The sequence below is a fragment of the Bradyrhizobium sp. UFLA05-109 genome, from assembly GCF_054185165.1.
The window spans coordinates 89,551-114,629 of sequence record NZ_JBBIAR010000019.1 but is presented as its reverse complement, the minus strand read 5'-3'; the positions used below and the strand labels follow the sequence as shown (position 1 = coordinate 114,629).

23 protein-coding genes are annotated in these 25,079 nt (G+C 56.6%); 7 read left to right on the top strand and 16 right to left on the bottom strand.

All coding sequences use genetic code 11. The features are described 5' to 3' along the window. Positions 1-337: 337 nt before the first annotated feature. Complete coding sequence (locus tag Q3C01_RS16250; protein ID WP_458146325.1) at positions 338-1,021, bottom strand: helix-turn-helix domain-containing protein; 684 nt, start codon at positions 1,019-1,021, stop codon at positions 338-340. 439 nt (positions 1,022-1,460) lie between these two features. Between Q3C01_RS16250 and Q3C01_RS16245 the strand changes: the two genes are divergently transcribed. Further along, entirely contained in the window at positions 1,461-1,829 is a 369-nt protein-coding gene (locus Q3C01_RS16245; RefSeq protein WP_458146324.1) for a hypothetical protein, read from the top strand. A gap of 111 nt (positions 1,830-1,940) precedes the next feature. Here Q3C01_RS16245 and Q3C01_RS16240 read toward each other — a convergent pair whose 3' ends face one another. The 9 genes from Q3C01_RS16240 to Q3C01_RS16200 all read right to left on the bottom strand — a co-directional run bounded on the left by Q3C01_RS16240 (position 1,941) and on the right by Q3C01_RS16200 (position 11,288). Continuing rightward, positions 1,941-2,648 (bottom strand): methylenetetrahydrofolate reductase, encoded by a 708-nt coding sequence (locus Q3C01_RS16240; RefSeq protein WP_458146323.1) that lies wholly within the window; start codon positions 2,646-2,648, stop codon positions 1,941-1,943. Between the two features lie 306 nt (positions 2,649-2,954). Further along, on the bottom strand, positions 2,955-4,169 hold the full coding sequence (locus Q3C01_RS16235) for a hypothetical protein (protein ID WP_458146322.1): 1,215 nt from the start codon (positions 4,167-4,169) through the stop codon (positions 2,955-2,957). A gap of 195 nt (positions 4,170-4,364) precedes the next feature. Next, complete coding sequence (locus Q3C01_RS16230) at positions 4,365-5,054, bottom strand: ABC transporter ATP-binding protein (RefSeq protein ID WP_458146321.1); 690 nt, start codon at positions 5,052-5,054, stop codon at positions 4,365-4,367. Then, entirely contained in the window at positions 5,041-5,787 is a 747-nt protein-coding gene (locus Q3C01_RS16225) for an ATP-binding cassette domain-containing protein (protein ID WP_458146320.1), read from the bottom strand. The genes Q3C01_RS16230 and Q3C01_RS16225 overlap by 14 nt, the downstream gene beginning before the upstream one ends. After that, the gene (locus Q3C01_RS16220) at positions 5,784-6,800 is read right to left on the bottom strand and encodes a branched-chain amino acid ABC transporter permease (RefSeq protein ID WP_458146319.1); all 1,017 of its coding nucleotides are present in this window, start codon (positions 6,798-6,800) and stop codon (positions 5,784-5,786) included. Before Q3C01_RS16220 ends, Q3C01_RS16225 begins: the two co-directional genes overlap by 4 nt. A 4-nt stretch (positions 6,801-6,804) precedes the next feature. Then, a complete protein-coding gene (locus Q3C01_RS16215) occupies positions 6,805-7,668 on the bottom strand; it encodes a branched-chain amino acid ABC transporter permease (RefSeq protein WP_458146318.1) in 864 nt (287 codons plus the stop codon). Between the two features lie 80 nt (positions 7,669-7,748). After that, complete coding sequence (locus Q3C01_RS16210; protein ID WP_458146317.1) at positions 7,749-8,984, bottom strand: urea ABC transporter substrate-binding protein; 1,236 nt, start codon at positions 8,982-8,984, stop codon at positions 7,749-7,751. A 265-nt stretch (positions 8,985-9,249) separates the two neighbouring features. Further along, positions 9,250-10,086 (bottom strand): phosphodiesterase, encoded by an 837-nt coding sequence (locus Q3C01_RS16205; RefSeq protein ID WP_458146316.1) that lies wholly within the window; start codon positions 10,084-10,086, stop codon positions 9,250-9,252. A 29-nt stretch (positions 10,087-10,115) separates the two neighbouring features. Continuing rightward, positions 10,116-11,288, bottom strand: a complete 1,173-nt coding sequence (locus Q3C01_RS16200; protein ID WP_458146315.1) for a cobalamin-independent methionine synthase II family protein — start codon at positions 11,286-11,288, stop codon at positions 10,116-10,118. A 791-nt stretch (positions 11,289-12,079) separates the two neighbouring features. Between Q3C01_RS16200 and Q3C01_RS16195 the strand changes: the two genes are divergently transcribed. The 4 genes from Q3C01_RS16195 to Q3C01_RS16180 all read left to right on the top strand — a co-directional run bounded on the left by Q3C01_RS16195 (position 12,080) and on the right by Q3C01_RS16180 (position 15,760). Continuing rightward, positions 12,080-12,985, top strand: coding sequence for a LysR family transcriptional regulator (locus Q3C01_RS16195; protein ID WP_458146314.1), 906 nt, complete (start codon positions 12,080-12,082; stop codon positions 12,983-12,985). Positions 12,986-13,529: 544 nt separating this feature from the next. Continuing rightward, on the top strand, positions 13,530-14,366 hold the full coding sequence (locus Q3C01_RS16190; RefSeq protein WP_458146313.1) for a type IV secretory system conjugative DNA transfer family protein: 837 nt from the start codon (positions 13,530-13,532) through the stop codon (positions 14,364-14,366). Positions 14,367-14,476: 110 nt separating this feature from the next. Further along, positions 14,477-15,412 carry a hypothetical protein gene (locus tag Q3C01_RS16185; protein ID WP_458146312.1) on the top strand — a complete coding sequence of 312 codons (936 nt, stop codon included), beginning with the start codon at positions 14,477-14,479 and terminating at the stop codon, positions 15,410-15,412. A gap of 12 nt (positions 15,413-15,424) precedes the next feature. Then, on the top strand, positions 15,425-15,760 hold the full coding sequence (locus Q3C01_RS16180) for a hypothetical protein (RefSeq protein WP_458146311.1): 336 nt from the start codon (positions 15,425-15,427) through the stop codon (positions 15,758-15,760). A 350-nt stretch (positions 15,761-16,110) separates the two neighbouring features. Here the strand turns inward: Q3C01_RS16180 and Q3C01_RS16175 are convergent, their stop codons facing one another. After that, positions 16,111-16,365, bottom strand: coding sequence for a hypothetical protein (locus Q3C01_RS16175; RefSeq protein ID WP_458146310.1), 255 nt, complete (start codon positions 16,363-16,365; stop codon positions 16,111-16,113). Between the two features lie 645 nt (positions 16,366-17,010). Between Q3C01_RS16175 and Q3C01_RS16170 the strand changes: the two genes are divergently transcribed. Next, positions 17,011-17,298, top strand: a complete 288-nt coding sequence (locus tag Q3C01_RS16170) for a DUF3892 domain-containing protein (RefSeq protein ID WP_458146309.1) — start codon at positions 17,011-17,013, stop codon at positions 17,296-17,298. A gap of 398 nt (positions 17,299-17,696) precedes the next feature. Here Q3C01_RS16170 and Q3C01_RS16165 read toward each other — a convergent pair whose 3' ends face one another. The 5 genes from Q3C01_RS16165 to Q3C01_RS16145 all read right to left on the bottom strand — a co-directional run bounded on the left by Q3C01_RS16165 (position 17,697) and on the right by Q3C01_RS16145 (position 23,059). Next, positions 17,697-18,350, bottom strand: coding sequence for an MFS transporter (locus tag Q3C01_RS16165; protein WP_458146308.1), 654 nt, complete (start codon positions 18,348-18,350; stop codon positions 17,697-17,699). Between the two features lie 9 nt (positions 18,351-18,359). Continuing rightward, a complete protein-coding gene (locus Q3C01_RS16160) occupies positions 18,360-18,887 on the bottom strand; it encodes an MFS transporter (RefSeq protein ID WP_458146346.1) in 528 nt (175 codons plus the stop codon). Between the two features lie 263 nt (positions 18,888-19,150). Continuing rightward, complete coding sequence (phnY, locus tag Q3C01_RS16155; protein ID WP_458146307.1) at positions 19,151-20,593, bottom strand: phosphonoacetaldehyde dehydrogenase; 1,443 nt, start codon at positions 20,591-20,593, stop codon at positions 19,151-19,153. 156 nt (positions 20,594-20,749) lie between these two features. Next, the gene (gene aepY, locus Q3C01_RS16150; protein WP_458146306.1) at positions 20,750-21,910 is read right to left on the bottom strand and encodes a phosphonopyruvate decarboxylase; all 1,161 of its coding nucleotides are present in this window, start codon (positions 21,908-21,910) and stop codon (positions 20,750-20,752) included. Positions 21,911-21,982: 72 nt separating this feature from the next. Further along, a complete protein-coding gene (locus tag Q3C01_RS16145) occupies positions 21,983-23,059 on the bottom strand; it encodes a methyltransferase (protein ID WP_458146305.1) in 1,077 nt (358 codons plus the stop codon). Positions 23,060-23,420: 361 nt separating this feature from the next. Between Q3C01_RS16145 and Q3C01_RS16140 the strand changes: the two genes are divergently transcribed. After that, positions 23,421-25,061 (top strand): flavin-containing monooxygenase, encoded by a 1,641-nt coding sequence (locus Q3C01_RS16140; RefSeq protein WP_458146304.1) that lies wholly within the window; start codon positions 23,421-23,423, stop codon positions 25,059-25,061. Positions 25,062-25,079: the final 18 nt, after the last annotated feature.

The window sequence follows — 25,079 nt, the reverse complement described above, 5'->3', positions numbered from 1 at the left end:
AATGTATTCCCCGGAGAGCAGCGCGACAGTTACTAGCCGAAATCGTTCTCCAATGACTAAATCCTCTCAGACAATCTTCGAATGCGCGAGTCCAAGACAAACTCTTTTTGACAGGACGAAGATAACCAGACCTTTGTATTTTCTCAGCAGGCGCATTGATCCTTGCTCGCAGTGAAAAACACCGCGCGTGGAATCAGTTGACGACGAAATCGCGCAAGCAGCTGATAATCCTCAGTGTCGCTTGGGCTCACGCTCGGCGATCAACTGTCGCAATTGGAGTCCGCGCTGGACGCGCAAATGCAGATTCTCCTGCCACGATGCCAATCTCCAATTGCAGCTAGTTGTGTAAGTCGATGCGCGCAAGCAATCCTCGGTCCAGGATCGCGATTTCGCGTTGAGTATTGCCGATGAACTCGAGAAGGCCCGCCCTGTGCAGTTGAGACACCGCGCGCGACACCGTTTCGAGCGTCAAACCAAGGTAGTCAGCGATATCGCGGCGGGACATCGGCAGCGAGATTATGCCGGCGGCGGTCAGACGCTCGTCCATTTCTAGTAAAAAGGCAGCAACCTTCTCAAGTGACGTCTTGCGTCCTAGTAGCAGCATGTGGTTTTCCGCGTGCTGTAGGTTGCTAGTCGTCAGACCAAGTAGGTCGCGCGACACGATGCTATCTTTCTCGGCCACCAGCTCGAGGCTTTGCCGTTTCATCAGGCGAACAGTGGTCTCAACAACGGCTTCAGTTGTAAATCGGTGCGTTCCACCGTTCTCGAGCCCAAAAATATCACCAACCAAATGAAATGCACCGATCTGGCGCCGACCGTCGGAGAGGAGCTTGTAACTGCGCACCGCACCTCGTGTTACGAGATAGACGTACTCGGCAGGCTCCTTTTCACCGTAGATTTCTTTCCCTTTTTTGTAGGTGAATTCGCTTAGATTGACGATCGGGTTTGAGCAGCTCGCCAAGCGGAAGTGTTTGAGCGAATTTGGGCGAGGCGTTTGATCTGTCGTGATGCGAACAAACATCGGCTCGCTCCTGATTCAAAACTCAACTCGAATAAAAACTGTTGCGCGACAAAGTGCAGTGTCGCCGGCACGTCTAGCAGCGTTCAGCGATTCTAATGACGACTTTAGTTTCCACAAGAATAGCAACGTCGTCAACCTCTCGTTTTGAGCGAGCTCCGACACAATCTGACGATAATTGAGCGATGGCTTATAGCTTGCGGCCTAGCATTGCGTCCAAGCTTACGGATCGCCGTGAGATCTGGCGACGCTGCATCAACGATTTCCGGCGTTCTGAAGCTGCTTAGGGATGAAATGCATCGCCGTTCCGCGATAAGTCGCCGTATCTCGACTTAACCGGATTTCCGGTCCTTTGAGTACCCGCTAAGCGTCGTTGAGTTACGTCAACAAAAGATCTGGTCGGCGATGCTAGCGAGATAGTCTTCAAATCATGGAGGCTGAAATGCATTTTCGTGCACCATCATTTTTCGCCATGGCCGTTCTCGGCTTGATGCCGATCTCTGCGCGGGCCGCTTCGGAGTGTCCGGTCACCGGCGTCCAGTCGAGTTGGGGTGTGAATTCAACTGGCTACTTCAGTGTTTCGGCCGGTGGCACATGTCTATTGCCGCTCAAAATGGACGGAGTGATTGTCGCTTCGACTATCTCGCAAAAGCCCGCACATGGGGCGCTAACGAAGCTGAATGTGTCAACCTACACTTACACCGCCAAGGCAGGTTACAGGGGCAGCGATGCGTCTGCCGTCAGCTTTACGGGAAAGGGCCCCTCGGGCTCGGGAAAGTCCGTCATCACAATGAACGCGACAGTTCAGTGACACGCGTGCCGTCGTCAGTTTGGTGATGGACCTGCTGGCGAAGACCAACGTCGGGCGTGATCTTGCTCCGGGCGTCGATCAAAGGCTGCCGATGATGGAAGAGCGTCGCGCCTACGGCGTCGCCGCCTTACCTCTGTATTCTCGGATCCAAGTTGCCGTCTGCTCAAGTCCACCGAACCCGAAGAAGTGCCCTCGTAACGATCGCAACTCAGACTTGGCTTCCATTTGGTGCAAGAGGCGATCAATTAGCTCCTGTGGCTCATAACCGACGACCAGACGGCTGAATTGCTGACCTTGAGAGCGCAGTGCTTGAGCTGAGTTCGTTACGCCACATATGAGAGCCAAACGCATGACGCTCTTCAGCGTGGCAGGTCCCGCCAATCCGACGCGAACGTCGTCTGCTATTCCTCGCGCCCGCAAACGTGTGATATGGGCCGCTATGGCATTTGGCTCGAAACAAAACTGGCTCACCACCCACGGCGTCATCCCTTGCCGAACTGTCAACGAAACCTTTTGGTCGAGCTCATCATCTAGCACGTCGGCTGGGATGTGTGGATGGGGCTGCGGATAGGTGGCGAAACCAAGACGTTCAAACCCATAGCGAGCGAATAAGCCCGTCTCAAGCACCGCTCGACTAGAAGGAAACGGCCCGACGACGCGCGCAACGTCACCCCCCAGCAACAATGCTCGATCCACGCCGGCCTCTTGCAGTTGGGCGAGCGTCGTCTCGAGCTGATTATGGCTTTCGTATCTGCGGGCAACCACGTGAGGCACCGGAAGGAAGCCCAACGCCCTGAGCTCTAGGGCACTTGTGATCATCGTCTCTCGTGACTCTCCCGACATACTCGCAAGGTATATCTCTGTCCCGGGCGAAAGGACGCGCCTCGCCATCTCAACCGCGCGGGTATCGCGCGGTGTGATCTCGATGGAGTACTGACCTAGGAATTGCTGACAAGCCTTCCCCTCGCTGCATGTCTGGGCCTTTGACGGGGTCATGAATCATTCCTTTTCGCCGAACACGAGCGTACGGCAATCTTCGGCCAGAGGCTCGACGTCATCAGCCAGGTCTCGCTTGAGGTTTAAAAACGGGCGGAGAGGTCCCGCAGGTCGCCAGGCGGAATTATTTCATGGCTTGTCGTTTCGGGAGATCACGTAAGACTCGTCCCAGAACCAAAGTCCATTATGCTTGCGCAAGATCTCCTTGGTACACGCCAGGTACCGATCGTCCGTCATCGCCCGGGCCAGTCGCTCGTCCTCAATCTGTGCCACGTAGTTCGCGTTATTCCAGGCTGCAAACAGTGTTGACGTCCCGATGGATGTAGCGTCCGCGTCAATTTCGTTGGGCAGCGTATACATCACGTACTTGAATTTTGACTGTTCATCGGTCAGCGCATTGAACTTGTACTGACGCGCCTCATTCCCCATTGCGATCTTTGTTTCGCGCAATATATCTCGTCGATCGTTTGCGAAAGGCTGTTCCCCAGGCCACACGCTCTGAATGATTTCCAGACCTGGATCGTCGCCGCACGAATGAATGCCGACCAACCGACCTCCCCGAGCGAGCGCAAGCGCCAATGGTGCAACGACTTTTTGCGCTTTAAACGCCGCCGACGCTCGTGCCCGATAGGGCTGCGAGGCGATGACAAGATCGTAGTCTGCCATGATCGCGCCTTGCTTGGGGATGACCTGATCCAACAGGAATCGGTAGCTCTGCAGATACAGCACCAGAACGACCGGGCGCTCATAGATTGGATTTCCGGATTTCTTACTTACGCTGGCCTTCCAATGTTGAGCTAGGAATGGCTCAAGATCGTTGATCTGACGCTCGTATTCGGCGGCAGTCCGCCCACCCAGTGCGACTTCATGCCAGACGAGCCTGGATGCCGCTGATGCCGAACTCGCCGAAAGATATGGGGCTTCGTGATAGTAAAGGTTGGTCAGGACGATGACCGTTGAAGGGTGCTCGTGAAACCGATCGGGCAGTTTCTCGAGCGTCAAGCGAATGTCTTCAAGGCTGATCTCCTTCCCAACGACATAGAATGGCAGATGCTCGTAGCGCCGATGCATTGACCGCAGCACGCGGGCCAGCACCGTCCCATCGCCAACGCCCGCATCAAAGACCCGCACAGCCGGCGGGCGCGGACGAATCTGATCGAGTTCGAAAGCTATTCGTTCCGATACGACGCGCTTTTCGCTACACGTATTCACGAACATCAGGTATTTTTGTCGATTGTCGTAAAATCGAAAGTTCTTCTCGGGTTCGACTTCTTTGGTCGCTTGGACCTCGAGGTGCGAAAACTCGGTTCGTGCAGCGGACGACACGTTAGCCTCTTTCTTCATGATGGTAGCATTTCTTTCGCGACGTCACTGAGCCGCCGAATTTTGTATGCTGCGCAGCCGGATGGACGGTCGGTTCGACTGAAAGGGCTTTGGCCGTGGTAGCTCGGCAAATTGAAAAGTGGGCACTCGTCTTGAACGGATTGACACTGGCGACCTCCAGCATCGCCGGACGCAGTGCCCGACGTCGCCACGACCTCAGTCCGTTGCGAAGACATTATCGGCGTGGAGTTCAGTCGGATTGCGTTCCGCTACGATCTGTCCCTTCTGGACGACCAGCGCTCGGGCAACCAGTGAGGCCACGAAACTGAGATCCTGATCGGCAATGATCATGGCCGTCTTTTCCAGCCGGTTAATTGACGAAAGGCATTCGGCGATTTCGTCAGTCACCGAGGGCTGAATGCCCTCCGTCGGTTCATCGAGCAGAAGAAGCCGCGGCGAGCGAACCATGGCGCGTGCAAGCGCCAGCAACTGCCGTTCGCCTCCACTCAATGCACCGCTAGGGCGAGCGAGAAGCTTTTCGAGCCTCGGAAAGAGAGACAATATTTCGGCGATCGGCTTTGCCTTGCCGGCGCCCGGCATCATGCCCGCGAGCACGAGGTTCTCCTTGACGGTGAGGCCGGGAAAACCCGCTCCGCCTTGCGGCGTGTAACTAAAGCCGAGACGACTACGTTGATAGGCAGGCAGAGCTTCGATGGCAACACCGTCCAGTACGATACGGCCACCTTGGACCGGCAACAGCCCCATGACAGTCTTGAGCAAGGTGGTCTTGCCCATGCCATTGATGCCGATGATCCCGAGAATCTCATGAGCGCCGACATCGAAGCTTAAGCTACGCAGAACCTGTGTTTGGCCGTAGCCGGAGACCAAGCGTTCACCTTTCAGCATGAATGGCCTCTTTCTTGCGGCCGAGATAGATATCTCGCACAGTCTGGTTTGCCTCGATCTTGTCCATGGTGTCCTCCACCAACACTTTCCCCCTGTGCAAGACAGTGACCCTTTGTGCGAGACGGGCGATGAACTCCAGGTCGTGCTCGACCACGATCACCGTGGCACGGGCGTTGAGACGTTTGATGATGTCGACGGTCTTCAACATCTCATCCCGCGTCATGCCGGCGGTGGGCTCGTCGAGGAGCGCGAGACGGGGATCGCTTGCGAGCAGTATGCCGAGTTCGCACCATTGGCGATGTGCATGCGAAAGCGTCACAGCCGGCTGCTTTGCGCGCCCGTCATCAAAGCCGATCTCCTCCAGTGCCAGCCCAACAACTCTGTCCAGCTCGCGCTTGGGCAGTCCTCTCCGTAGGGCGGCGAGGCGGATATTTTCCCGGACGTCAAGGTTAGGGTAGATGCTGGGAATCTGGTTTTTGATGGCGATGCCCAGGCGCGCAATGCGATAGGTGGCGAGGCCTTGCAGATTCTGGCCCTCGAACAGGACGTGCCCGCTGGTCGGCTGGTGTTGATGGGTGAGGCATTTGAAGAGTGTGCTCTTGCCAGCGCCGTTCGGGCCTATGAGGCAGCGGATTTCGCCGGCGGTCACGACGAGGTCGACGCCATCAACTGCGGCAACACCGCCGAACCGCTTAACAAGGCCTCTCGTTGTGAGAATGGCCGAGCCGTTCATGCCGGTTCCTCCTTCCGCCTCATGATGCCAGAACGGTTCTGGAGCCTAGGTCTCGACAACTTAAGAATCATCGGCAGCAGGCCTTGAGGGGCGAGCAGTACGAACAAGATGATCGTCGCGCCGAAAATGAGCTCCGTATTGAAAATCTGATTGGCGCCGAGCTGGCTGCTGAGAAGCTGGAAGCCGAAGCTTGCCGCGACGGGGCCGACAAAGGTCCCGAGTCCGCCGGCGATCACCCACAGAACGAATTGCGAAGCTTGCGGAAGATCGAAAACATTCGGACTGACGAAACCCATGACCGCCGTGTAAAGCGCTCCACCGAGCCCCGCGATGGCAGCACTCACGGCAAAGCCAACGAGCTTGTAGAAGCGAATGTCGTAGCCAAGGAGTTCGCTCCGCAACTCACTTTCGCGGATTGCCGTCATGATAAGTCCGGCATCGCTCGAACGCAGGAACGAGAGCAGAATGTAAGCCCCTGCAAGCGCCAGCAAACAGATTGAGAACGTCACTTCCGTGGATAGAAATGCCTGCGGATCACCTGGCATATTGAGCGAGGGTACTGCCGTGATCCCATTGAAGCCGCCGAGAGGCACCGGACCGATGTGAAACGAGGGGTCTGCAGTCGACGTCATGAAGGAATAAAAAATCAGTGTCACGCAGAGCGTAATGACGCCGAGATAGACGTCGCCCAGACGGCTGAAGAATAGAAAGTAGCCAAGGATGAGCGAGAATGCGACCGGCAACAGCGTTCCGATCAAAACGGCAAGCGTGCTGTCGCCGAGATTGGAGACTGCGATTGCGTAGGCGTAGGCACCGAGACCGAAGAAGACCGAATGTCCGAGGTTGAGTATCCCTAGCGTCCCCCAGACAAAGGCGAGGCCGAGCGCTGCGGTCGCCGTGGCTGAAAAGGCGGACAGATTGACGAGGTCGAGTGGCTCCAGAATGAACGGCCCAAAAGCCGCGAAGAGCACGAGAGCGACTGGAAACAAGGCATGTTTGAGTCGGCGCAGCATGACGTTATCGACCTCCGGTCCACAAGCTGGAGACGCCGGTCGGAAACAGGCGCAGGACGATCACGGCCAAAAGCAACAGCGAGGCCTGGCCAACGACCGGCGTTGCGAAATAGGATAGCAATGCCTCAACCGGCCCGAGGATCGTTGCGGCTGACAGAAAGCCGGTGATCAGGGCGCCGCCGCCGCTGATCACGGTGACGAAGGCGCGTGCAACATAGGCGGAGCCCATGTGAGGAAGGACGCCGGATATCGGCGCAAGCAACGCGCCGGCCAGGCCACTGATTGCTGTGCCGATGATGAAAGTGGCCGCATACACGCGATCACAATTGATCCCGAGGGTGGTCGCCATCTCCGAATTTTGCATCGCCGCCCTCGCGATCAATCCGTATTTCGTCCAGTGCAACACCAAAAGAGAACACACGACGAGCAGGGCTGTGATTGCGATCAAGAGCAGTTGGTAAGCACCGATGGAATAGGCTCCGATCGGAATATTGCCGAGCGGCGCGCTTACACCCATCGTCGTGTTGCCGAAGATGGCGGTCACCGCGCCAATCAAGAACAGGCTGAGCCCCCAGGTTGCCAACATCGTCGTGACCAGATGACCGTAGAGCCGACGAATGATGAGCCGCTCCACCACAGCTCCGATAATGCCGACGACCATTGGAGCGACGACCAGCATGGAGAGCCAAAGATTGACGCCGGCATGATTGGCGATCACGGTGGCGTATCCGCCAAGCATGATGAACTCGCCATGAGCAAAGTTGATCACCCGCATCATGCCGAAAATGATGGCGAGCCCCAAGGTGATGAGGACGAGAAGCGCAATGGAATTGACCACCGCGAAGCACAATATGGCGAGCTGGTCCATAGTCTATCCTGGTCTGCGAAGACTGAGACAGGCGAATAAGGAGGCGGCGCCGTCGAGACGGCGCCGCGAGCACCGGCCACTTAGATCTGCGGCATCAGAAAATCGGTCTGCTTCGGATTGGTGAAGACGTTGCACTTGCCGCCATACGTATCGGGCGGAATCTGCTCGCTCTTCTCGATCAGGCTCCAGACGCGGTTCTTGACCTTGATGATGTGAACGTCTTGCGTCGTGTTGTGGGTGGGGCCATCAGTGGTCATGACTCCGGCCGGTCCTTCCCACCGGATGCCGCTTTCGAGGGCCGCGAGAACTGATTCCCGCTCGAAGCTGCCGGCACGCTTGACGGCTTCCGCCCACAGCATGACGCCGCTGTAGCCGCCAAACACTTCGCCATTGATATAGGGGTGGTTCTTACCGCCGAAGGATTCAACCCTTGCCAGAAATTCCTTGTTCTTCGGCGTGTCGAGTTCCTGGAAGTAATTGTAGGCGACGATCACGCCGTCGGTTTCCTCTGGAGCAAGAACCTCGTGCTCATTACCTGCGGCAAACACGATCGAGATGATCGGAATCTTGTTCAACATTCCGGCCGCCGCCCATTGCCGATAGAACGACATGGCCGGACCGCCAACGAGGCAGGAATGGACGATATCCGGCTTGGCGGCCTGGATTTTTGCGATGGCCGAGGTGAAATCCGTGACGTCCAGAGGATAGTAATCATCGGCCAAGACCTCGCCACCTTGGCGCTTGGCCATCACGTGGTTCCAGATGCCGAAATTGCGGGGCGCGTTGTAGTCCGAAGCGATATAGTAAAGCTTCTTGCCGAGATTCTTGAGCGACCATTCGAGCAGCGGAACCACCTGTTGGTTGCCGCCCGTATTGACGCAGAATGTGTTCTTCTCGCAAAGCCCGCCTTCATAGAAGGAGCCGTAGATGAAGGGGATCTTGTACTTGCGCAAGACGGGCCGCGTGGCTTCGCGCGCAGCGCCGCTGAGCGCACCCTGCACCATCACGACCTTGTCGTTGAGCGCCGCCTTCTGCGCATATTGCGGATATTTGTTGATGTCGGACTGGCAGTCGTAGACCTTGAGCTCGACTTTTTTGCCGAGCAGCCCGCCGGCGGCATTGATCTCCTCGACGGCCACTTTCATGCACAGATTCGACGGCACGCCGTAAATATCAAAAGGCCCCGATAAATCGTGCAGCGAGGCGATAGCGACGGTATCAGCTGCGGCCCAAGCACGGCTGGCAAATGAGCCGGCGATGGATGCAGCGGAGAGCGCGGTGGAAGCGCCGAGAAACGTGCGACGGGACAATTTCACGAGAATTCTCCTTCGGTTGCTCGAAAGAAGAGCCACGCTTTCTTCCGAGTGGTGCGTCTAACAGGCAAGCAAATAAGGCTGCGTCGCCACTTGGAAATGAGGCGCCGCGCGTTCGATGATCTACATCTGCGGCATCAAGAACTCCGTCTGGTACGGTCGGGCAAAGAGGTTGCACCTCCAACGGTTACGAACAACCGCTCCGCCGGGGTTAAGCGACGGATGGGCATGGGTCACGGATGGAGGGGCTTAAGACCCCGCCGCGAAATCAGAGCTGAGATCGTCGCGCTATTGGAACGACTTGGCGCTCGACGGGTAGGTCCGGTTCGTACAGATACTTTGCGCTTGTATCGAGAAAATCATGGGTGTGGATGACCACGGCATCGGCGTTTAGGAAGGCGATCGCATAGGCCGGAGGCTCCATACTGCAGGGAATTCCTCGCTCGTAACTAAAATCGAGCCACAATTGGTGATTGAGCCCCCGCAAGGTGGAAAAGGGAATGTTTTGCCAGCTTCCGGTGATCGGGCGATGCACATGCCCGAAGAATAGATGGCGGATGGAATGCCCGTCGAGAATTCGTCCGAACGCTGCGCCATCGTCTAGCATGATGTCGTCCGCAGGCCTGAAGTGAACCGACAGGGGCGGGTGATGCATGAAAAGATAAATTGGCCTGCCGTGCGCCTCTTCCAAGCGTGCGCGCAACCACGCCTGGCGCTGTTCACAGTAGAGGCCGGCATGGCTATCTGATCGTTTGGTATCGAGGAAAAGGAAGCGTCCCGCCGCCGTGTCGAGCACGGACTGAACGAAGCCGAAATCGTCGACCGGAGTTTCGGGAAATACGCTACGGAAATTGGCGCGATCGTCATGGTTGCCCATGAGAAGCCGCACCGGCATCGGCAAGACCCCGAGCGCCTCCTGTAGGCGAGCGTAGGCTCTCCGCTCGCCATGATGAGCAAGATCGCCCGTGATGACGCAAAGCTCGGCATCTGCATGATGCTCAGCCACATCGGCCAAGCAGGCTGCCAAGCGCTCGCCTGGATCGCTGTCGAAGAGACGATCACCTGCTGGAACCAGGTGAAGGTCGGTTATCTGGATGATTTTCATGTGCGGTGCTTGCCAGCGGCTTTGCGCTTTCACGAGGCAATGGCTTGTTCGGAGCGCGTTGAGTTCGCGTTCCAGAGCCGGTGGGATGCAATCTCGGCGCCCTGCACAAGCGACTCGAGTTTGCGCCAGGCAATGTCCGGGTCGACGGTGTGAAAGGTCGCAAAGCTCGCGAAACCGCAGTCCGTTCCAGCAATCACGCGCTCGCGGCCGACCAGATTGGCGTATTGCTCGATGCGCTGCGCGACGACTTCGGGATGCTCAATGTAGTTCGTGCAGGTATCGATAACGCCGGGCACAATAATCTTGTCATCGGGAAGCCGCGTTTCCTTGAACAGGCTCCATTCATGCGAGTGGCGTGGATTCGCCGCCTCCAGCAGAAGCGCCATTGGCCGCGCTTTGATGATGATATCGAAGATCTCGTGGAGATCGATGTCGTGGTGATGCGGAGACTCATAATTGCCCCAGCATAGATGCAGGCGCATCCGATCGGCGGGAATGTCGCGCAGAGCATGATTGAGCACTTCGACGTGAAGAGCGATTTCCTTGCGGAACTCCGCCACATCCATTGGTTTGGCTCGAAAATGGCGGCCGAGAGCCAGATCCGGACAATCAATCTGCAGGAGCAAGCCTGATGCAGCGACGGCATCGTATTCATGCTTCATCGCATCGCCCAACGCATAGAGGTAGGCTTCCTGCGATGGATAATATTTGTTCGGCATGTAGTGTGCCATGATCCCCGGAGACGAAGCGTTCATAAACGCTTCCTCGACAGAAACCGTGTTGAGTGCCGCCTTGAGATTGGCGATATCCGTCGCCACCGCCACCTCTCCCTGGTACTTGAGAGGCCCCATGCAGGCGGGAGTCTTGATATCCAGAGTGACCCGCTTTGCGAAATTCGTGAATTCCGCCAGTTCGGACAAAGCAAGCGGCTGATCAACGCCCGTCAAACCTGTCATTCGCTCGCGCGCATAGGTCGAGTAGGCGTATTTGCTCATCTCGCCATCATCGACAACCGATAGGTCGATACTCGCCTGCTTCTTGACGATGTCGACGACCGCTGAACTGATGCTGGCCGCCAGCAGCGGATCGCGGTCGGCGTCAAGTCCGCCTTTTTCTTTCGCCAGCAGCATCTCCTCCAACAGCTGCGGCCGTGGCAAACTGCCGACATGTGTGGTGAGGATGCGATCGGTGCTGATTTTCATTCGTCTCTCCTGTTAATTGTGGCGAACTCGGCTGACGTCCCCCGCCCCCGCTTTTGCGGAGCGAGGATCACCTCCTTCACTCGTGATTTCATTGGGCGTTAGCGATGCGCTCTCTGTTTACGAGCCGAAAGCGCATAGCGGCTTGTCGCCTGCTTTCGAAGAAGAGGCGTAGCAAGCGTTGTTGACGCGTAAATGTCTTGATATTAGCCTTGCTAATAGAAGAAGTATTGCTTCTATTAAATAAGCGGGCTTCCAAGCCGGCTCATTATTTGCCGCCGCCGCTTTTATCCTGCGCGCCTTCTGCGTGCAGTTAAGTATCTCGGACCATGCACCGTTCGCGCTGAGAAAATCCGACCAACAACTTCAATTTTCGAGATGATCCGTTCCAAGGTGGTTTTGCGGCCGGCACTATTATTTAAACGCCGATCTTTCGCGCAGAGACGTTGTTGCTAAGCAGAATTTCTCTTTGCCTATAACGAGCGAGGCTCCAAGCTCAGCTTGGAGAAGCAGCAGAAGTTTGACATTTCGTATACCATGTGATGTTCATTCCCAAGTACCATAGGAAGACTGTGCGGCGATCTGAGGCAACATCTCGGGAAGTTGGTCGTCGCTGTTCGTGTGGCACTGAGTCCACCTTTAGGGGGCCTGATCAATTGGGGCGCAATGGCGATGCCAACGTCGAGCTTGAGCAGCCCAACGGCTTTTTGTTTGCCAACGGACGGTGCACGAAAAGGCCCTGACCCGCTTGGGAATGCGACTCCGCCGCAATAGGATGAGCAGGCTTCGACAGCATGAAAATCAGTTCTCACCAGATTGCGGCCTTTACAGAGGTCTTCAGGCGGAGAAGCGTTTCGGAAGCTGCAACCGTCCTCGGTGTCACCCAATCGGCCGTCACCCAGCACCTTGCCAAGCTCGAGCAACATATGGGGACGACACTTTTTATTCGCCATCGCACCGGGCTCGTGCCTACAAGACCGGCTCAGGAATTGTTTGCGCTAACTGATCGCGTTCGGGTTCTGGAGCAACTGGTCGCGGAGAAGATCAATGCCTACAGTGATCTCTCAGCCGGCCATCTCACGGTGATCGCGAACGCCCCGTGTCCGGCAATGCCGATTATCTCCGAATTCAACAAGCGTTTTCCGGCAGTGAGAATCACGTTTTCGCTAGTGCCCTGGGAGCTTGCTAAGCAGCGACTTGAAGCGCGTGATGTCGATATAGCTATCATCACTGAGCCTGATGACCTTGCCAGCCTATTCCACGTGGAGCTCAGCAAAACGCGGCTTATGGCGCTCGTTCGGCGCGAGCATCGGCTCGCCTGTAGACCGACGCTCAGTCTGGCTGAACTTGCGCAAGAAAGGATTATTCTAACCGAGGATGGTTCTCTGACGCTACGAGAAGTGGAAAAGGCGTGTCTTGAGAATAGTATAAACATGCCGAACGTTATTAAGATGGCGACTTATCCTGTCCTAAAGGAAGCCGTTCTGCACGGAATCGGGGTAGGCATTCTTCTTCAAGACAGCGTTTTTCCAGCAGAAGAACTCGTGTACAAGTCTGTCGATGAATTCTGCAGCGATTTCAAAACGTACATCGTCACGACATCGGATAAAAGACGCCTGCGATGCGTGGAATCGTTCTTTGAGACCGTTCAAATCTCTATTGAGAACCAACCAAGTATTCGCCACGCCGAGACGGATTAGAAATCGCATCGCAGCCGCCTTGGGCGGACTTAAGGAACATCGTTCGAGGCGGGGGGCTCCACGATGTCGGGCGTTTGGCGCAAGCAAGCGCGGTGCTGTACTTGAGGTGCCCTTTGCGGGGGGGGCAAATGCTCTCGGCGCGATCGGCTTTGAAGGCAGAGCACGAAAGGCTAAACAAGGCTGTGCTGGTCTGCGCCTGATGATGCAGTCTGTCGCGGGCCGATGACAGTGCCAGGCGTCGAGCCCCTGGTAGCTATTACCTACAAGTGGCGCGACCTGGAAGCCGATCACCGGCAATCTTGGGTCATTCAACTCCGTTGCGCTTCGCTCGGTGGCCTACATGGCCGCAAATCGGCGGCGATGCTGTGATCGCGTTGGCCGCCTGGACGCTGCGACGTGGTTTTGCAGCAAAATCGGCGGCGGATTGCTGAACGCCCTGTGGGACTTTCCTCGTTGTCGGAGACGCGGAAGCCGTTCAGCCGCCCGACCGCGTTCCGCGCTGCGGCGATGCGTAAGTGCGTTGCTCTTGCAGGAAACCTGCAAAATGCTGGCATACTGGTGGTTGTTTGACCAAATCGATAGGGGTAGGCTCGATTCAGGGCTGTGGGGCGCAGTGTTGGGTAGTTCGTTCATCTTCTCGAGGGAGCTGAGCTTCCGCTCGGCTGGCGGTTCGGGCTGGAAGCTCGCTCGCCATGTCGAGCCGGAGCAGATTCGCCAGCGCATTGCGCAGCAGTTCCACGTCGAGGCTGCCGATGCGGTCGCCGCTGCGATCATCTCCGGTCGCAGCTATCAGGCCATCCTTGATCGGGCCGAGACTGCGGAGCGCGAGAGGCTCCTGATCCAGCCACAGCCGCTGCATGGGTCGGCTACCTGGCCGGGAGTTGCCGACGTAGGATACTTCCTCAAAGGACGTGACCACTTCGACAGCCCCTTGTCCATTCTGTTCGGGACCTTTCAAGAAGGCGGCGCGCGTGAACCGGCAACGTTCGTGCATTGGCATGACGAAGGATACCTCCTGACCGTCGCTCCCACCAAGGCGAAGAAACGGGTGACGACGATCCCCCCGAACCTGTTGCATTACCGCGGAAGTGTCGTTGTGTTCGATCCGAAGGGCGAGCTCTACAACGGACCTCGGCCCGGCGGGCAAAGCACGCGGTGCCGGTCTACCGCATCACGCCGTTCGATGACCGCTCGGACCCGACCACCCATCATTTTTTTCAGCGACGGGTTTAATCCCTTCGCACGCATTCGGTCGCTGCATCAGTCGCGCCGTTTTGCACAACTGATGATTTCGCGCGGCCCGAATGGGAAGGATCTGCCGTCGGGGACTATTAGATCTCAATTCGAAGCGGGCCGTCGAGGGGGCGGCCAGGTTGCTTGATACAAATTGTTTATTCTGGTGGGGGGATTTGGATGGGCCTTCATATAAGAGGCAATCGCTTTTGCCTGGTTGCCGTACTACTCTTCTTGAGCGGATGCTCTATTCACCCGGTGACGGACGACGTCGCGCATATTTCGGCATCCAATATTGCGAGACAAGTTCGCTGTGAGGCCCGGCAGGCGGTCATTGACGCCTTGCTTGGCTATCTCGCCAGCCCGGACAACAACATAAACAAGAACAAGCTCGACGACTACTCATTCGCAGTAGGCAACGAGCTGAAGCGAGCTTATGAGCTGGATCATGAGTCAATCAGAGCATTTGATCCGTCGCAGGTAACGGGATTCGCGCGCACTGTGACCAAGCTCCTCTACAGCACTGGGATTGCTTACTATTACGATTTGACGGGGCTCGAGACGAATAACATAGATCCGGCCGTGGACTTGATCAGGCCGACGCCTATTACGTCACTTGTGACCCTCGGCCTTACCGGGAATTTTGATCGGCAAAGGCAGAATGAGTGGTCATTTACGATAACGGACAATTTCGGAAACCTTGTTCAAAAGACCAGTGAAAGCTACTGCACGCACCATTTGGTTCGAACCGAGGATTTCGTTTACCCAATCGCGGGAAAAGTTGGGCTCGCCAAGCTGATAAAAGAATTCACTTTGATGAGCCTGTTCGAGAATCTCGATCAGCTCAACAAAGACGTGGCGACGGTTAAAAAGGGGCCGCCGAGCATGGTTCAGCAACTTCAATTCACCACGACCATCGGTGGTGGCGCATCGCCCAAGATCGTTTTCGCGCCAAAAGGGCCACCGTTCCAAGCCACCGACGTGAGCTTTCCGGTTACCATATCGCGCAAGGATACCCATCAGCTGACCGTGGGACTGTATCTGGACAAGGGCGAGGCAAAGACGCTCGAAGCCGTCCGTGGCCCGATTTACGAGGGGTCGCTCATCACCGCTTCGGGCGGACGAGCCGAACAAGGTGCGGCGCGGGCGGTTCAGCAATTCTTGGCACTGAAAATCTTTAGACCGACACCATAGAGGGAGAATTACATGGCGACAGTTACGAAAGCCAAGCGGTCACCGAAGGCACGCAAAGTCAGCAAGAAAGCCGCCGCTGCAAAGCCTGCGCGCCCGGGTGGCACTCACGTCGACTTTGGCTTGCATGGCTTGGGGAAGATCTTGAGTGCCATTCACAAGGCGGGACTGGGAGAGGACCTCAGCGACCACCTCGAGTCTTCCGGGCAATTCGTCAAGGTACGACGGAAAAGCCTGACAGCTATCAAGGACTTCGTGGATTCGAAGCCACAATTGGAAGGGTTGGCTAAGGCGATCGGAGGATGTGATTGTCCGCCGGATGATCCCGGTTGCGTCTATATTCCCGGATAGAGGCCAGCAATGCGCATATAACGTCCACGAACGAAGCCGGGCCGCGAAGCGGCCCGGTCCGATTGACAGCTGAGCTAACCCCGCGGAGCTAAATAAGAGTTCGACCCGACGCGCCAGCGTTCCACTCTTTACATCGCAGCCGCGTTATCCGAGCTCGAAAGACACGGCGCTCGTTGATGTGGGGTGCCGTCCGGGCTCGTGCCGAGCCCTATTTCCTCTTGCTAACCTCTCGGGTCTTCTTAGCGGACTTGTAGCGTTTCGGCGGCGGACGCACGCTGACAATGGTGCCTTGTGTCGCCTTTTTTTCCGGACTTCTTGCTCATGCCGATGCTCGTATGCCTCGCAACAGGTTACCAAGGTGGGCTGTTGCTCGGATTATCGCTGGCGGTAGCGTCCAACCCAGCGTTGTAGGCTAGGGCGTCCAGGGCGCGGACAGGCATCGGTTCATCGCCGGCGATGGTGAAGAGCTTGGCGTTGTACCGTTTCTCGTCAGGAGTCGTGTCGAGCTCCATATCGGCGAGCATAGGTTGGACTTCTGCAGAAGCTTGTGCGTTCGCGCGCGATGGTCGAAATCGAAGGTGAGCTGCGGTCGCGACGATCAGCACGGCAAATTCCAGGCAGGCCTCATCCTAGGGGCCGTCACGCTGCAAGGCGCTCAAATACACGAAGTACGAGCCCACAGAGCGAGATATTTTGAAGAGCTCGGCGTCGTCCGTCTGCTGCGGGACCGATTGGCTCAGGTAGCGAAGGCGATCGGTTATCTCCGCGAGCGAGGTGACTGAGTGCTTTGTGTAGCTCAGCTCGTTGGCACTCGAACGATAACAATGCCCTGTCTTAAGAGCGGATCAGCGCCAATGTTGAGAGAAATATACTCGGTGGCAATATAGCCATTTGTCGTCTTGGCAATGCAGGAACCATAGCGGCGGTACCGCAACCAGATCGGGCCTCCAGTCGTGCATTGAAGATACCGCAACGGGCTGTAGGGAAGAAGATGCGTTCTTGGAAAAGTAACGATGAAAAGCTGCGTTTGGTGATCAAATAAGGCCCGCAGCCGACCTAGAACAGCCGGCAGCATGCGCATCACGCGATTCGTATCGGTGCGGTTGAGCGGCTGGCAAGAGGCTATCGGTACTGCCGCGTCGAGATACCTCGAGTGCAAATCACTTCGAACGGTATGTCCACGGCGACGTGGACTTGGACGCGATCGGATTGCAGAAATTCGCTCAAGATTATCAAGAGAAAGTGAGCCAATGTACTACCGTATTGATTGCGTGAACAAGCCGCACCGCAACAGCGCGCACGAACACATCACTCACGTTGGAGGTCCGAATCCCGAGGGATCCGGCAGGTGGAGGGACACCACAGAAAACGTGGTGCGCTTAATCGAAAGAAAGCAGCACAGCTTTTACACGCAGGAAGGAAATGCGACCGCATGGGTCGCTGTTCGTGTCAGCGCTTCCGGCAACAAGTTTCTTCAGACCCATGCGGACGGGAAATGGAAAGATAATCTGCTCGCCTTGAATGAATGCTCGCGCTAGCCCGGAAAAAGGGGCTGTTTCGTCTCTCTGACAAATAGCCTCGCGTATTGTCCAGAGATCGGTCAAGAGACGCCGCTGTCAAGCGAGTGTCGGAATCCCTAAGGAAATGCCCGCAGGTTGCGGGCGTTGGCCCCATCTGTAAACCAAAGAAACAGATCGAGCTTATCTATGTCGTGCACACTGATCTCATGATTGAGGAAGGCGAGATTGACATTGTCGAAAACCGCAATGAGACCGCGTTGTTTATCTTCTTGCGCTCGTCAAGCTTCGACAGGAAGGTGTAATCGAGTTCAGCAAGCACGCTGGGCGCATCGATAGCGAAGTCCGAAGCGGAGAGATTCGCCAGGCTTCGTCTTCACTGCCAAAAAGTCGTCGAACAGATCGAATGATAGCCTCGCTCACGCTGCAGTCGCAGCTTCCGCAGGTGCTGCGTCACGCATGAAGGCAATGGCAAGCCCGACGCCGATTAGGCCAATCAGGATGGACCCCACAGCCAGGGACGTGACCCCGCTAAGTTCGACGAGGAGGCCACCGATAAAAGCGCCGATGGCAATGCCTGCGAAGGTAGTCGAGCTGTTCATTGCAAGCACCAGCTTGGATCTATCCCCGGCTAGACTGAGGAGCCGGTGCTGGATGGGAACGAGGTACATGTAGCTCACGTTGCCCCAAAAAAAGGCGATGAGCAGGGTGACGGCGCAATGGTGCCTGCATGCAATCAAACCAACAAGCAGGATCAGTTGTGCACCTACAGCTGCGGTAAGGACTTTGAACGGGCCGAAGCGGTCGGTCAGAACACCGCAGGCTGCGTTTCCGATTGCAGCTCCGACACCATAAGTGAACAGCGCGGCCGAAAGCAGCGGGACGCCGGCAAGCAGAGAACCGGTAATGAAGACGCTCACATAGGAGTAAACGATGAACTCGGAAACGACTATGAATAGCGTCACGGAGAGGACACCGTAGATGATCCTAGGGAAGTCTTTCGAGACGAGGCCATTTCCGCGCTCCGGCGCATTATCAGGGATTGCAGACATTATCGGGGCAAAGATCAGCAAGGCGAGAAGTCAGGCTATGACGACCAGACCGAATGCAAAGCGCCAGCCGATGGCCTCCGCGATCCAGGTGGTCCCCGGAACGCCCGCAACCTGTGAAACAGTCATGCCGCCGAAGATGAGGGATAACGCGAACCCCTTGCGGGCGGGGGGCAGGAGCTCGGCGGCCAGTGCGGTAGCGGCCGGGGTGAACATCGCCGCGCCGTAGGCCGAAATGACACGGGTCGCCGCAAGGACCAGGAAATTCGGAGCAATTGCGCAGACCAGGTTGCCGATGATGAAAATTGAAACAGATAGGAGCTGAACATTGCGGCAGCTTACGGTCCTGAATATCCAGGCATTCAGAGGTGCGAAAACCGCGTAGCAGAGTGCGTAGATTGAGATGATCCAGCCCGCCGCGCCAGTTGAAATCGCGAAATCTTGAGAAATCACATCGAGTGCCCCGATGATGACAAATGTATCGAGGCCGATCGCGAACGCAGCGATGGTAAGGGCGGCCAGGATGATTTTCGTTCGCGCATTGGGAGGGGACGATGTCATCACGGTGCGTGCTTTTCAGATTCTGTGTGTTCAAGGCAGCATGTCACGCAACTCAGGATCGGGCTGGCGATGATCGTACCGGAATAGCGGGGACGAGGGCCGTATAGCAGCCATTCGGGGGTACGCAGCCTGCTTTCTGGTTGGACAGCTGGCACCCCGTCCGGCGCGCGCTCCCGTGCGATGGACTCCGACGTTCAGCTCGTCCCATCCACAAGAACGGGACGATTCCGCCACCTTCGGCGGCCAGCCAAAAAGCATTTGGCCTAGACTGGCCATGGAAGCGAGTAGGTCTTCAACTGCGTGAAGCTACGCATCGCCTCCAGCACGCCCTCCTTGTGCCCGAGTCCGGACTGCTTAATTCCCCCGAAGGGGGTCAATTCGGTGCGATATCCGGGAACTTCCCACACGTTGACGCAGCCGACCGCAAGTCCGTTGATGAGCTTCGTCACATGATCAAGCCGGTTAGAGCACACTCCGGCAGAAAGTCCGAATTTGGTCGCGTTGGCGATCGATATGATTTGGTCAACATCGTTCGGACAACGGATGATTGGCAGCACAGGTCCGAATGTTTCCTCAATCACCAGTTCGGAGCTTGGTGAGACATGGTCCAAGAGGGTAGGCGGATAAGATGCGCCGTCAGGTAGGTTCCCGAGCAATAGAGTAGCACCAGCATCAACGGCATCGGTAACGCGTCGAGCAATCAGTTTGGCCGCCTCTTGATTAATGACGGTGCCGAGGTCAACCGATGGATCGCTCGGATCGCCGGTCGAGAGCTTCCGCATGTGATAGAGCGCCCGCTCGGCAAATTCGTCGGCAATAGAGTCAACCACAAGCGCCCGCTTGACCGCTGTACATCGTTGACCCGAATTCTTGATCGCTCCTTGAACAGCCAGATGCGCCGCTCGATCGACATCGGCGTCCTCAAGCACAATGATCGGATCGTTCCCACCCAGCTCCAAGATGAGCTTCCGGTAACCAGCCCGCTCCGCAATATGATGCCCAACGCGAACGGAGCCGGTAAATGTCACCAGTTCCGCGTCGGGATCGGTGAACATCGCATCTCCCAAGGCGTGGGGGGCCCCCGTCACGATCGAGAGCATCCCCTCCGGCAGGCCTTGCTCGTACAGGATCCTGCCAAGCGCCAGAGCCGTTAACGGCGCCCGCTCAGACGGCTTCAGGACTACGCGGTTGTTCGTCGCAATGGCGGGAGCGAGTTTGTGGCTGACGAGATTGAGAGGATGGTTGAACGGCGTGATAGCGGAGATCGCACCGGCGAGCGGTGTGCGCATGGAAAATATGCGCCGATCATGGGGTGTTACGCCAATGTCAGATGGATAAATCTCACCCTCGCTCTGGATCAAGGTATGGGCAGCAAATGACCAGACATCGCATGCACGCCCGGCTTCATGCAAGGAGTCCTTCAGGCAGAGACCGGTTTCTGCCGTGATAAGCCGGGCAAACCGGTCTCGATCTCTCCTCACGGCGCTTGCTGTCCCGAGGAGGATATCGGTTCGTTCGCGGCGCGTGAGCCGAGGATGAGTCCGCGCAGCGATCTCAAATGCTTGGCGTGCATGCTCCGGTCTGGCCTGCGGGACGCTGCCAAGAAGCATTCCTGTGAATGGATTGCGCACTTCGATAGTCGCGTCCGAGTGGACAGGCGCCCCCGCGACGAGCATAGGATGATAGTCTTGATCGTTATTGTGCATGCCATAACTCGATTGGTTGCGCCTATGTAAGATTCGAGACAGGTCTCGCGTTGCTTCGAAGTAGCTTTGATAGCCCAAAGTCTCCCTTCTTTGATAACAACCAGGTTCATTTTCTAAATCGAGCGATGAAAATCAGGCATACGGACGACCATGGAACTATGACACCAGTCCTTTTTCGCCGGCTGCCGCGGGCTCGTTACAGCGAGTGCCGGCACAGCGCTGAAAGATAGTTTTGTTCTGTAGAGGAGAATACCGGCTCGTAACGCGGGGAAGCTGAGGAGGATGGAGGCGGTTGACCTTGCAAACCACGAAGTGAGGGCCGCTACGCTGGGAGCATTGCCGCATGATAGTGGTGATATGTTCGGCCCGCTCACAGCGGGTAGCTGTTCGATACCCGCAGGCGGACGCGACAACTTCGAGCGACGTCGTTCGTGATGTCGAGAGTTGACCGCCCGTCGAAACGTACCCTTCGTTGTCCAGCACCACATGGATAAGATTTTGAGGGCGGGCATAGCCAATAGTCGATAGGATCCCCATATGCATTAGCACGCCGCCGTCTCCATCCAATGCGAGGACGGGTCGGGTAGGCGAGGTCAACGCGAGCCCTGCCGCGACCGCGCTGCAATGCCCAAGGGAGCCCTGCATGTAGAAATTCAGAGGACGATCTTGGACACGGAACAGCTCACGCGAGATGAACCCGGTCGTAGAGACAATGAGCGTGTCGTTTTGCAAGTGCTGGCAAATCAACTCTATGGCTTGTCCGACACTGAGCCCGTAGTGGATCCCATCAGCCCGTGGCTTAGCCGCGCTACTGTCGGATAGCTGGCCTTGCCGAAAGAGCAGTGCAAACGGGGCAGCGCGATGAAATTCATCGTTGCCGCGCGCGAGCGCGTGATCCAAACCGGACTCGGTCCCATCGAAGTCACACCACTCAATGGAGAGCTCGTTCAAGAGAGTTTTTGTCTTGGCGCCCATGATCGCGTGTTGTGGCTCGTCGGCAGATTCGGCGGGGTGGCCGCGAACGGATAAGAGGAGCAGGAGCGGAATTTTGTTGACCATCAACAGAGATGTCAGCGGATTGATGATATTGCCGAGCCCAGAATTTTGAAGCGCAACAACTCCTCGGTGCCCTGAGAGAACCGCGCCAGCAGCTAACGCAATTGCGCTGCCTTCATTGGCTGCAGGAACGGTCAGGAAGCCAGGAAAGTCAGCCACTTGGTCAAATAGATCGCCAAAGATGGAACATGGTACCCCAGTAAAAATGCTGTACCCAGCCGCGCGGATCTTCGACAACAGAACGCGGGTTGGAATAGACATCTCGTGCTCACGCGATTCATGCAGAAGAGCGGCGGATTAGGTCGCTTCCCCAAAGCGGTAGAGTCATAAGCGTCAGGCGATCTTTTTCGCGACGATAAGGCTGCGATTGCAGATGGATTTGTGGTATTCGACCTCCTGGAAGCCGGCGCTCTCGAGCATGGTCCGCATGTCCTCGAAGGAGTAACAGCAGCCCTCGTACCCCGTCGTAAGCAGCACGGAGTATTCTGCTTCGGCAGCCGGAGAGGGGTGTCCTCCGCGGTCGTCAGGGTGGCAGCTGTAAATTGCTATACGGCCACCGGAAGTAACGCTGTCAAAAGACTTGGTAAGGAGTAGTTGGACCTTGTCTGGTCCCCAATTGTGAAGGACGTGCGAATACAGGTGCAGGCTGGCATCCCGGGGCAGGGGATCGACGAACATGTCGCCAGCTATGACATGGGCACGACCCGGGTACAAATTGCGGTCAGTGAGACAGCTCCTTGCAAGTTGATCAACGGGCGGATGCTCAAAGATCGTTGCCGAGAGTGAAGAATAGCGCATCAACAAATGCGCAGAATAGACGCCCGATCCACCACCTACATCGAGCAAAGAAGTATCATTCGTGCAATCAAGCAGCTTCGCGAGGTGCGGAGCAAAGATCCGACCCCGTTCCTCCATGCCGCGTGTGTTCAGATCGGCAAACTCATCGGTCTGCATCAATGCATCCCAGGACTTGGTTACGCCGCGCTCAACGTGCCAGGTATCCGATCCATCCTGTCGCAGAATCTCATAAAGTTCCCGAACAGAAGGCTTATACTTCATCGTTGCAATATACGAGGCGATGTTGTCCGCGGAATTGCCACTCAGATACTGAATGGCGCTGGCCGTTGCGTGCAGCCGGCCGGATTGCCTGGAGATGAGGCCCCACGATTCGAGGAGTCGAACCATGGTCCGCGTTGGCCGCTCCCGAAGAGAGAAATGGAGTCGTAGTTCCTCCTCGGTTACCGGGTGACCATCCAGGTAAGTAAAGAGGTCGAGCCAGGAGACTGCGGCGATATAGAGATCCGCGGCATACGAGCTGTCGCGCCATTTGATAATTTGCGAGATATCGGGAGGGTAGACAGGTGCGGCTTCAGAGCTATAGGTGCGTGACGTCAGTGCAGAGGATTGCATTGCCGCAAGTCCTTAGAAGGATTTGTATCTGGGGATGAGCTATTACGGAATCTCGGCAAGCTTTAGTCCGACTTTCAGCCAGCAAGGAGTGACACACGTGCGTCATTTAGATCAATTGCTAGTATTGATAGTTGATCTTTCCGAACTCTTGCATCCAGCCCCATGAAAATTCTGCAACTCGAGTTGGTGGCGGTGTCGCATTTCGTACGTACGTCGCAACTGCTTCAAAAAGCCTGAGGCACCGCAGTCGATCGCCCACGTTCTCGTCGTTGTCTCTACGCCTGAGGATCGCGACCTGCGGGTACTGGTACGAGACTTGCTGCTCTCTCCTCGCCAGATCTCAATGCGCCCAGGAGAAGAAATGGACCAGACCAGGATCGGGGCCAATGGTGATAATGCCGTGCATGCGACAGCGAAACTCGACGCAGTGGTCATAGGGGCCGGCGTCGCCGGTCTTTATCAACTCTACCGCCTCCGAGAGCTCGGGCTGAATGTCAGGGTCATCGATGCGGCCTCCGGTGTCGGCGGCACGTGGTATTGGAACCGATATCCAGGTGCGCGCCTCGATTCAGAGGGCTACATCTATCAGTACCTGTTCTCCGAAAATCTCTACAAAGGATGGAGCTGGAGCGAAAAGTTTCCGAGCCAGCCGGAAATCGAGCGCTGGCTCAATTACGTAGCGGACGAACTTGATCTGCGCAAAGACATTCAGTTCGGCACGACCGTCCAGAGCGCTCATTTCGATGAAGCGGCCGAGCGATGGGTCGTCGCGACCGATAAGGGTGATGTGATAGATGCCCAGTTTCTCGTCACCTGTTGCGGCATGCTCTCGGCGCCCCATGTGTCCTTCCCGGGGCAGGAGACGTTCAAAGGCCAGGCGTTTCATACGGCGCGATGGCCGCAGCATCAGGTCGATCTTGCTGGCAAGCGTGTGGGCGTGGTCGGTATCGGACCGACGGGAATCCAGGTCATCCAGACGATCGCGGAGGAGGTTGGCCATCTCAAGGTGTTCGTCCGCACGCCGCAATACGTCATCCCTATGAACAATCCCACATACGCCGCCGCAGACGTCGAAGCCTACAAGTCAAAATTCAAAGCACTTGCCGAGCGGCTGCCGCATACGTTCACGGGCTTCGAGCACGACGTTGAGCACGCCTGGGCCGATCTGTCCCCGCAGCAGCGCCGCAAGGTCATCGAAGACTGCTGGAACGACGGTTCTTTGAAGTTGTGGATGTCGTCCTTCATTGAGCTTTTCTTCGATGACGCAGTGAACGCAGAGATCTCCGAATTCGTGCGCGCAAAAATGCGCGAGCGGCTAGGGGATCCTAAGCTGTGCGACCTGCTGATCCCCAGCGAATACGGATTCGGTACCCATCGGGTACCTTTGGAGCAGAATTTCCTCGAGGTATTCCATCGACCCAACGTGGAAATTGTTAGCGTCAATACCAATGGAATTGAGCGCATCGCGGCCGAAGGCATCCAGACGGCCGACGGCACGGTACACCCGCTCGACGTCATCATCCTTGCGACCGGTTTCGACGCAGGAACGGGCGCTTTGACCCGCATCGACATACGCGGTCGCGATGGACGATCACTAAAGGAGGAATGGGGCAGAGACATTCGGACCACGATGGGCTTGCAGGTGCACGGCTATCCCAATCTCTTTACGACCGCGGTGCCGCTTGCTCCATCGGCTGCGCTTTGCAACATGACCACCTGCTTGCAGCAGCAGGTCGAGTGGATAACAGGATGCATCAGCTATCTTCGCGGCAAGAACTTGAACGTGATCGAGCCTATCAAAGAGGCGGAAGATCAATGGGTGGCGCATCATGATGAGATTGCCAATAGGATGCTAATTGCTAAGACCAATTCCTGGTACGTGGGATCGAACGTCGAAGGCAAGCCGCGCCGGGTTCTCGCGTATACCGGCGGCGTAGGCAGCTATCGACAAAAATGCGACGAAGTCGCCGCAAGCGGCTATCAGGGCTTTGCCATGCGCTAGCTCTATACTCACGCCGAA

Coding starts and splice junctions, on each gene's coding strand:
- phnY (WP_458146307.1), bottom strand. CDS start 20,593: ATGCACAATAACGATCAAGACTATCATCCTATGCTCGTCGCGGGGGCG.
- Q3C01_RS16225 (WP_458146320.1), bottom strand. CDS start 5,787: ATGAACGGCTCGGCCATTCTCACAACGAGAGGCCTTGTTAAGCGGTTC.
- Q3C01_RS16195 (WP_458146314.1), top strand. CDS start 12,080: ATGAAAATCAGTTCTCACCAGATTGCGGCCTTTACAGAGGTCTTCAGG.
- Q3C01_RS16205 (WP_458146316.1), bottom strand. CDS start 10,086: ATGAAAATCATCCAGATAACCGACCTTCACCTGGTTCCAGCAGGTGAT.
- Q3C01_RS16170 (WP_458146309.1), top strand. CDS start 17,011: ATGTACTACCGTATTGATTGCGTGAACAAGCCGCACCGCAACAGCGCG.
- Q3C01_RS16200 (WP_458146315.1), bottom strand. CDS start 11,288: ATGAAAATCAGCACCGATCGCATCCTCACCACACATGTCGGCAGTTTG.
- Q3C01_RS16245 (WP_458146324.1), top strand. CDS start 1,461: ATGCATTTTCGTGCACCATCATTTTTCGCCATGGCCGTTCTCGGCTTG.
- Q3C01_RS16215 (WP_458146318.1), bottom strand. CDS start 7,668: ATGGACCAGCTCGCCATATTGTGCTTCGCGGTGGTCAATTCCATTGCG.
- Q3C01_RS16230 (WP_458146321.1), bottom strand. CDS start 5,054: ATGCTGAAAGGTGAACGCTTGGTCTCCGGCTACGGCCAAACACAGGTT.
- Q3C01_RS16180 (WP_458146311.1), top strand. CDS start 15,425: ATGGCGACAGTTACGAAAGCCAAGCGGTCACCGAAGGCACGCAAAGTC.
- aepY (WP_458146306.1), bottom strand. CDS start 21,910: ATGTCTATTCCAACCCGCGTTCTGTTGTCGAAGATCCGCGCGGCTGGG.
- Q3C01_RS16240 (WP_458146323.1), bottom strand. CDS start 2,648: ATGATCACAAGTGCCCTAGAGCTCAGGGCGTTGGGCTTCCTTCCGGTG.
- Q3C01_RS16250 (WP_458146325.1), bottom strand. CDS start 1,021: ATGTTTGTTCGCATCACGACAGATCAAACGCCTCGCCCAAATTCGCTC.
- Q3C01_RS16145 (WP_458146305.1), bottom strand. CDS start 23,059: ATGCAATCCTCTGCACTGACGTCACGCACCTATAGCTCTGAAGCCGCA.
- Q3C01_RS16140 (WP_458146304.1), top strand. CDS start 23,421: ATGGACCAGACCAGGATCGGGGCCAATGGTGATAATGCCGTGCATGCG.
- Q3C01_RS16235 (WP_458146322.1), bottom strand. CDS start 4,169: ATGAAGAAAGAGGCTAACGTGTCGTCCGCTGCACGAACCGAGTTTTCG.
- Q3C01_RS16160 (WP_458146346.1), bottom strand. CDS start 18,887: ATGACATCGTCCCCTCCCAATGCGCGAACGAAAATCATCCTGGCCGCC.
- Q3C01_RS16220 (WP_458146319.1), bottom strand. CDS start 6,800: ATGCTGCGCCGACTCAAACATGCCTTGTTTCCAGTCGCTCTCGTGCTC.
- Q3C01_RS16190 (WP_458146313.1), top strand. CDS start 13,530: ATGCTGGCATACTGGTGGTTGTTTGACCAAATCGATAGGGGTAGGCTC.